The organism is Companilactobacillus nodensis DSM 19682 = JCM 14932 = NBRC 107160, from assembly GCF_000615905.1.
In the GTDB taxonomy this organism is placed as follows: domain Bacteria; phylum Bacillota; class Bacilli; order Lactobacillales; family Lactobacillaceae; genus Companilactobacillus; species Companilactobacillus nodensis.
This window is the reverse complement of record NZ_BAMN01000018.1, coordinates 39,765-46,864: the sequence shown is the minus strand read 5'-3', so window position 1 is coordinate 46,864 and position 7,100 is coordinate 39,765. Positions and strand designations below refer to the sequence as shown.

The 7,100-nt window shown below is 35.7% G+C and carries 9 protein-coding genes and 1 tRNA gene; 9 read left to right on the top strand and 1 reads right to left on the bottom strand.

The genetic code is table 11. The features are described 5' to 3' along the window. The first annotated feature begins 148 nt into the window (after positions 1–148). The 5 genes from JCM14932_RS10980 (at position 149) to JCM14932_RS17480 (ending at position 2,657) form a co-directional block, all read left to right on the top strand. Positions 149–556 (top strand): hypothetical protein, encoded by a 408-nt coding sequence (locus JCM14932_RS10980; RefSeq protein WP_025024893.1) that lies wholly within the window; start codon positions 149–151, stop codon positions 554–556. A gap of 20 nt (positions 557–576) precedes the next feature. Continuing rightward, a complete protein-coding gene (locus JCM14932_RS17485) occupies positions 577–708 on the top strand; it encodes a hypothetical protein (protein WP_268870376.1) in 132 nt (43 codons plus the stop codon). Between the two features lie 63 nt (positions 709–771). Beyond that, positions 772–1,209, top strand: a complete 438-nt coding sequence (locus JCM14932_RS10970; RefSeq protein ID WP_025024892.1) for a phage holin family protein — start codon at positions 772–774, stop codon at positions 1,207–1,209. Then, a complete protein-coding gene (locus tag JCM14932_RS16065; RefSeq protein WP_025024891.1) occupies positions 1,210–2,160 on the top strand; it encodes a peptidoglycan recognition protein family protein in 951 nt (316 codons plus the stop codon). Positions 2,161–2,531: 371 nt separating this feature from the next. Further along, positions 2,532–2,657 (top strand): hypothetical protein, encoded by a 126-nt coding sequence (locus JCM14932_RS17480; RefSeq protein WP_268870375.1) that lies wholly within the window; start codon positions 2,532–2,534, stop codon positions 2,655–2,657. 233 nt (positions 2,658–2,890) lie between these two features. On the opposite strand, the gene JCM14932_RS10955 is transcribed toward JCM14932_RS17480, so the two are convergent. Next, positions 2,891–2,961, bottom strand: a tRNA-Gly gene (locus JCM14932_RS10955). A 162-nt stretch (positions 2,962–3,123) separates the two neighbouring features. Between JCM14932_RS10955 and JCM14932_RS10950 the strand changes: the two genes are divergently transcribed. From JCM14932_RS10950 to argF, 4 genes are all read left to right on the top strand, one after another. Then, complete coding sequence (locus JCM14932_RS10950; protein WP_025024890.1) at positions 3,124–3,597, top strand: hypothetical protein; 474 nt, start codon at positions 3,124–3,126, stop codon at positions 3,595–3,597. A gap of 233 nt (positions 3,598–3,830) precedes the next feature. Beyond that, complete coding sequence (locus JCM14932_RS10945; protein WP_025024889.1) at positions 3,831–4,031, top strand: cold-shock protein; 201 nt, start codon at positions 3,831–3,833, stop codon at positions 4,029–4,031. Between the two features lie 569 nt (positions 4,032–4,600). Next, entirely contained in the window at positions 4,601–5,833 is a 1,233-nt protein-coding gene (gene arcA / locus JCM14932_RS10935) for an arginine deiminase (protein WP_025024888.1), read from the top strand. 59 nt (positions 5,834–5,892) lie between these two features. Then, entirely contained in the window at positions 5,893–6,930 is a 1,038-nt protein-coding gene (argF, locus tag JCM14932_RS10930) for an ornithine carbamoyltransferase (protein ID WP_025024887.1), read from the top strand. Positions 6,931–7,100 lie beyond the last annotated feature (170 nt).

The window sequence follows — 7,100 nt, the reverse complement described above, 5'->3', positions numbered from 1 at the left end:
CGATAAGACGGACGTTACAGCATTACAGAACACTGTTCAAGCTATGATTACTTCAATCAGTCAAGCCGACTACGATGCGTTAGTTAGTGCTGGAACTGTTGATCCAAAAATTTTGTATGTGATTCCTGATGCTTAAGGAGGTATCTAAATGAATTTAAAAATTGGAGGTAGCAACGTGGGTAAAATTATGTATGGCGGTCAAGAGTTTGGTGGCAGTCAAATGTTGGAGAGTGGAACTATTCTTTTACTTTTAGATATAAACAACAAAGACTGGGCTAAGAGAAGATTGGGGTTAGAATTTTATGGGCTTGCTCCTGGCGATTCAATTACTTGTAAAGCGTTTGGAGTTGAAAAAGATTGGAAAAACGTCTCTCAAATACGCGTGTATGTGGATAATCACGACCCTGAAATTATTGATATCTCAGAGTTAAAAAACGGTCCATGCGATGTTGGTAATAAGGATCTCACTTTGAAACTTGAAGGAAACGAATTTACTTTCAAAAACAACGGACACATCAGATACGAATCAATTCTTGTAGAAGCATACAATGAGTAAAAGTGAGGAGATGATTATTTATGAGAAAGCTATATCTTGACAACGGCGATAAACAGTTTAAATTTGCCGATACCACTACTGAAATCCTTTTGGAAGCGTTCGATAATGGTGACGCCAGAAGACGTCATGTAATTTATAAAAGGAGACAATGATAAAGAAGACCAGCCGTTTGGCTAGTCTTTTTTATTGTTTAAATTTTAGGAGATGAAATATATATGTATGGAACACCAGTACCACTACCAAATGCTGGTTTTACTGATTGGCAATTTGCTATCGAGCATGTGGGAAATAACACTTTACTAAATACACTATTTATTTTGATTATTGCCGACGTGATTACAGGAATAGCAAAATCAATCATTACTCATTGTGTGGATAGTTCGATTGGCAAGAAAGGGTTGGCAATACACTTCACGATTATTTTACTAGTTGCGTTGCTTTATCCATGGTCGATTGCTATTAACTATCAATGGCTAGGCGATTCAGTTTTAAGTTTGTGGATATTCATGTATGCAACCTCAATTGTAGAAAATATAGGACAAATGGGGTTGCCACTACCGAAGTTCATTAAAAAAAGGCTAAATAAATTTGGTCAAGATATGGAAAATCAAGAACCAAAACAAGAAAACGATAACGAAAAGGGGGATAAATAAATGAATTTTAATATTGATAATACTTACGAATTAGGAGCCAATGAAGGCTCATCTCAAGCAACCGGAAACAAGTATATTGTTCTACACGAAACAACAAACATTGGTGCTAAAGCCAATGCAAGTTACTTTAAAAATAATTGGGCAAAAACACAGACATACGTTCAGATTGTTATGGGAGACGGAGGTAAGATTTACCGTGTAGGTGCGGACGGTTACCAGGCTTGGGGAGCTGGTAGCTACGCTAATGCCAATTCACCAGTTCAAATTGAATTGGCTAGAACTACTGATAAGGCTACTTTTAAGAAGGACTATGCAACTTTTGTTAATTTTGCTCGTGCAAAGGCAAAACAGTATGGTATTCCTTGTGTGCTAGACGGTTCAGATAATGGAATTAAAACTCATAAATGGATTAGTGAAAATATCTGGGGTAATCATACTGATCCTGTAGAAAGCTACCTAGAACCATTTTGGGGAATCACTCACGAACAACTAGCTCATGACATTGCCTATGGAATTAAGAATGTGGTAGAACCTAAGAAAGTATTTACAAATATTAATAATGTTGTCACTGTATTAAAAGGCAATGTCAAGGCTTATGCTACTTATAAGCTCGATGGTTCAGCTAACAAAACCACAGACATCGCCCCAGGTACTGGTTGGATTTCAGCTGGTATTGAAATGATTAACGGTAAGCCTTACTACTTAATTGGTGGTAACATTTACATCCCTCAATCAATTACAACCTTTAAAGACAAGGTATTGATTAACTCCGACATCCCTGTACACGCTGTAAATCTCAAGGGTGAGGTTGTAGGTGCTAATCTCAATGGTGGTTCAGCATGGAAATATGCAAGTGTGGTTAATGTTCCTAAGGTTGGTTACTGCTACAAGATCGCCACGGATATGTATCTACCACTTAAATATGCTCAAGGTTCTGGATATAAAGGATAAATTTTAATGGTAAATGCTAGACAAATTAAATAATATGCGTTAATTTAAAGGTGTTCATTGACGTGGACAATATTGTAAACTACCTCGATTTTGAACTAGCTTTGATAGTGTTAAAAGAACCCATCATCTATTAATTTAGGTGGTGGGCTTTTTTATTTTGAAGGCTCTGGACAATTGATTGAGAAAGAACGATATCTTAAATGTATCCACATAGTGGGTAATTCTTTTTTATAAGAATTTAATAAATCCCTTCATGAAAAAATCACTGTTTTTAATTAAGACGGTGATTTTTAATTTACATAGATAATAAAATAAAAAAACTTGACATTTTTACTTTCGAGAGTAATATAATATTTTTAGGAGGTAAGCATATGAAATATCGTATTCAACTAAATACGGATTCACAATTGTTTACCGTTTCAGATAAAAACAACACAAATGTTTCAGCAAACGGTAAGACAATTTCAGAAGCCGTAAACAAACTTCAAAATAATTAAAAACGACTCTCACTCTATAATTTTTAGAGTGAGTTTTTTTATTGAATTAATAAAAAAATCGCTAGTCAATTAAGACTAACGATTATAATTTGCATTCCCACTTTATTTTTTTTCATGACACACCCGTGACACACTTTTTTTGAATCTATATGATACTTATTGAAGTTTATGAAAATCAAAAGCCTATTAAATCAACATTTTGAATCCTATTGAGGTTCATTAAAACCCATATAAGCGAACTACGAGAATCGAACTCGCGACACTAGCTTGGGAAGCTGGTATTTTACCATTAAACTAAGTTCGCATTTATCAACAACTACTAATTATACAACAAAAAATCACTGAATGATAAAGATTAATTAAATTTATATGGGAAACTTGTAATATAAATTGATTTTTTCCCGTCGTTACCATAGAATCAAGGATGTTAGTATTTATTAGAAAAGTTTTTCAAGGAGATTGAAATATGAAAAAAGCACTAGTTACATTATTAGCAACTGTTTCGCTAATGGGTGTTGCAACCGTAGCAACTGGTTGTTCAAATTCTAGCACAAGCCAAACTCAACAATATTCTGCTGATAAGATCACTAAAGCAGAAATCAAAGGTCACGACTATGTTGGGGTAAGTAAGAACAACAAGAACGAGTATGTTACATTCTTTACTGGTAAGGACAACAAGAAAGTTCAATATGTTCGTGTAAACAAAGATGGTTCAAAGAAGACAATTACCAACTTCCAAAAAGCTAAACTTGTTATGAACAAGAAGAATGCTAAGAAGTTCAAGATCGATGGTTTCAGAATTATTGCTGAACCTGACTTTGAATGGAATTTCGTTAAGGTTGGCAAAACAACAATCAAATCTCCTGATGGCAAGAAGTGGAAACTATATCAAGGTAGCCACAAGAAAGCTATAAAAGAAGTTCAAAAGAACGCTAAGTAGTAATTCATTATAAATATGGTCGAAAACACCGAAATTTATCAGTGTTTTACGATCATTTTTTATTTTTTTAATTTTTTAAGCGATAACCATTGCTATTATCTGATTTATGAAGTATAGTTATTGCATTGTGTTAGTAGTTAAGTGTAGGTTTCATTTCACATTCATGAATGAATTTCTGAGCTTTACTTTAAATGCAAAAATAAAATGCGCACAGCGCGGAGGTTTCATTCATAATGGAAAACGGAACAGTTAAATGGTTTAATGCAGATAAAGGCTTTGGTTTTATTACTCGCGAAGATGGTAGTGATGTATTCGTACATTTCTCAGCTATCCAAGGTGACGGCTTCAAGACATTGGACGAAGGCCAACACGTTACTTTCGATGTAGAAGACAGCGATCGTGGACCACAAGCTACAAACGTTACAAAGAACTAATTAACGTTTTAAAGACAACCCCTCAGAGGTTGTCTTTTTTTGTCCAAATTTGTGCGTTAGATTTGCTTTCATTTCAGATACTCGATAAGATGTAAGAGACAAATGATGTTCCATAAAACATTTTTGAGAGGGCGATTAATTATGTTTAAGTTTCAAACTAAACTAGGATCATTGATTGGTTCAATTGGCGGCGACATCTTAGGTGAAGTATTCGTTCTACGTGATAAATTAATTAATAACAAAAAATAAAAAAAGGAATCTTTCGAATTTTCGAAAGGTTCCTTTTTTTGGAGAAACAGCCGTATTATAGCAATTTTTTACAAAAATTCATCATTTCTGAAAACGTTTATAAAATTTTGCTGTTGGTTTTGTAAATGAATAAAATTAAATCTGTCTTAAGCCCTTTCTAATTTTATGCAACCGTTGTCACTGTTGACGCCGATTAAGGGGAGGTTAAAATATTAGAAAATAAAAAAATATATGAAAAAGTTGTGAAATCACTTGCAAAGTTAATCCTAGTATTATATTGTGAGTACTGGTAACGGAATACAAATAAGGAGTGATTATTTATGACTAAACCAATTCATGTTACATCTGAAATTGGCAAACTAGATGTAGTAATGTTGAAACGTCCCGCTGAGGAAGTTGAAAACATTACACCCGACACAATGCCCCGACTATTGTTCGATGACATCCCATATTTGCCAATTGCTCAAAAAGAGCATGATAATTTTGCCCAAATTTTACGTGATAACGGAACGGAAGTTCTCTATCTAGAAAACTTGGCAGCAGAAGCAATTGATGCCGGAAATGTTAAGAGTTCATTTCTTGACAAAATGCTTGCAGAATCTGGTTACGCAGTAGGTGCTGATCATGACGCATTAAAGGAATACTTGATGAGTCTTGATACACAAGCAATGGTTAACAAATTATTCGCAGGAGTTCGCAGAAACGAAATTGACTTTACCCCGACAGATCTAGTCAGTGCTGCTGAAGACCCTGATTATCCATTCTTTATGGATCCTATGCCTAACGCATACTTCACACGTGACCCTGCAGCTTCAATCGGTGATGGATTAAGTATTAACCATATGACATTCGCTGCTAGACAACGTGAATCAATGTTTATGGAAACAATTATTGCTCACCACCCACGTTTTGCTAATAAAGGCTTACACGTATGGCGCAATAGAGATCACACACACCGTATCGAAGGTGGAGATGAACTTGTATTGAGCAATCACGTATTAGCAATTGGTGTTTCACAAAGAACATCAGCAACTGCTATTCAAGATATTGCTAGAAACTTGTTCAAGGAAGACAGTGGCTATGACACAGTTATTGCTATCTCAATTCCTCACAATCACGCTATGATGCACTTGGATACTGTATTTACAATGATCAATACAGATCAATTTACAGTTCACCCAGGTATCCTTGGCGAAGGTGGCAAGATCGATACATGGACAATTCACCCAGGTAAAGACGGCGACCTAACTATGGAACACAACCAAGACCTAAAGGCTACTCTTAAGAGTGCTCTTGATCTTGATGATTTGGACTTGATCCCAACAGGTAACGGTGATCCAATCGTTGCTCCTAGAGAACAATGGAATGATGGTTCTAACACATTAGCAATTGCACCTGGTGTTGTTGTTACATATGATAGAAACTACGTATCAAACGAAATGTTAAGACAACACGGCTTGAAGGTATTGGAGACAATATCAAGTGAATTATCACGTGGTCGTGGGGGCCCTCGTTGCATGAGTATGCCATTGGTTCGTGAAGATCTTAAATAATAATAAATTAAAATTTAATATTAGACTGCAAACCTCATGCAGTTTAGGAGGACACTAATTTGGATTATCAAGGAAAAGAAACATCAGTATTTCAAGGCAGAAGCCTTTTAGCAGAAAAATACTTTACACCTGCTGAACTCGAATATCTTATTGACTTCGGTATTCACTTGAAGGCACTTAAGAAAAAGGGTATTCCTCACAAATATCTTGAAGGCAAGAATATTGCTCTTCTATTTGAAAAGAACTCAACTCGTACACGTTCAGCATTTACTACAGCTGCAATTGACTTAGGTGCACACCCAGAATTCTTAGGTTCTAACGATATTCAACTAGGTAAAAAAGAAAGTGTTGAAGATACAGCTATTGTTCTTGGTAGCATGTTTGACGGAATTGAATTTAGAGGATTCAGTCAACAAGTTGTTGAAGATCTTGCTAAGTACTCAGGCGTTCCTGTTTGGAATGGCTTAACTGATGAATGGCACCCAACACAAATGATTGCTGATTTCATGACTATGAAGGAAACATTTGGAACACTTCAAGGCAAGACATTGACATTCGTTGGTGATGGACGTAACAATATGGCTAACAGTTTGTTAGTTACAGGTTCAATGCTTGGTGTTAATATCCACATTGTTGCCCCTAAGGAATTATTCCCAGAAGACGACGTTGTTAAGACTGCTCAAGGATATGCTGACAAATCAGGTAGCAAGTTCTTGATCACAGACGATATCGACGAAGGTGTTAAAGGCTCAAACGTTATCTATACTGATGTATGGGTATCAATGGGTGAAGAAGATCAATGGGACGAAAGAATCAAACTTCTCAAACCATATCAAGTAAACATGGATATGATGAAGAAGACTGGATTACCAGATGATCAAGTAATCTTTATGCACTGCTTACCAGCTTTCCACGATATCACTACTAAATATGGTAAAGATATCAACGCTAAGTATGGTTTAACAGAAATGGAAGTAACAGATGAAGTATTCAGAAGTAAGTATGCTCGTCAATTCGAAGAAGCAGAAAACAGAATGCACTCCATCAAGGCCATTATGGCAGCAACTCTAGGTAACTTGTTCATTCCTAAGGCTTAATTAGTTATTGAAGAAGAGCTAATCTAATGGGTTGGCTCTTTTTTGCTTTAAAACAGAGGGTGAAAGAAAGACTATTCGTAGTAAGCGGAGGAAGTTGTCTCTCTGTAACCCGTTTATAACAGAGTGAAACAAAGTAATTAGTCACGGATCATTATTGCGATTAATAACCG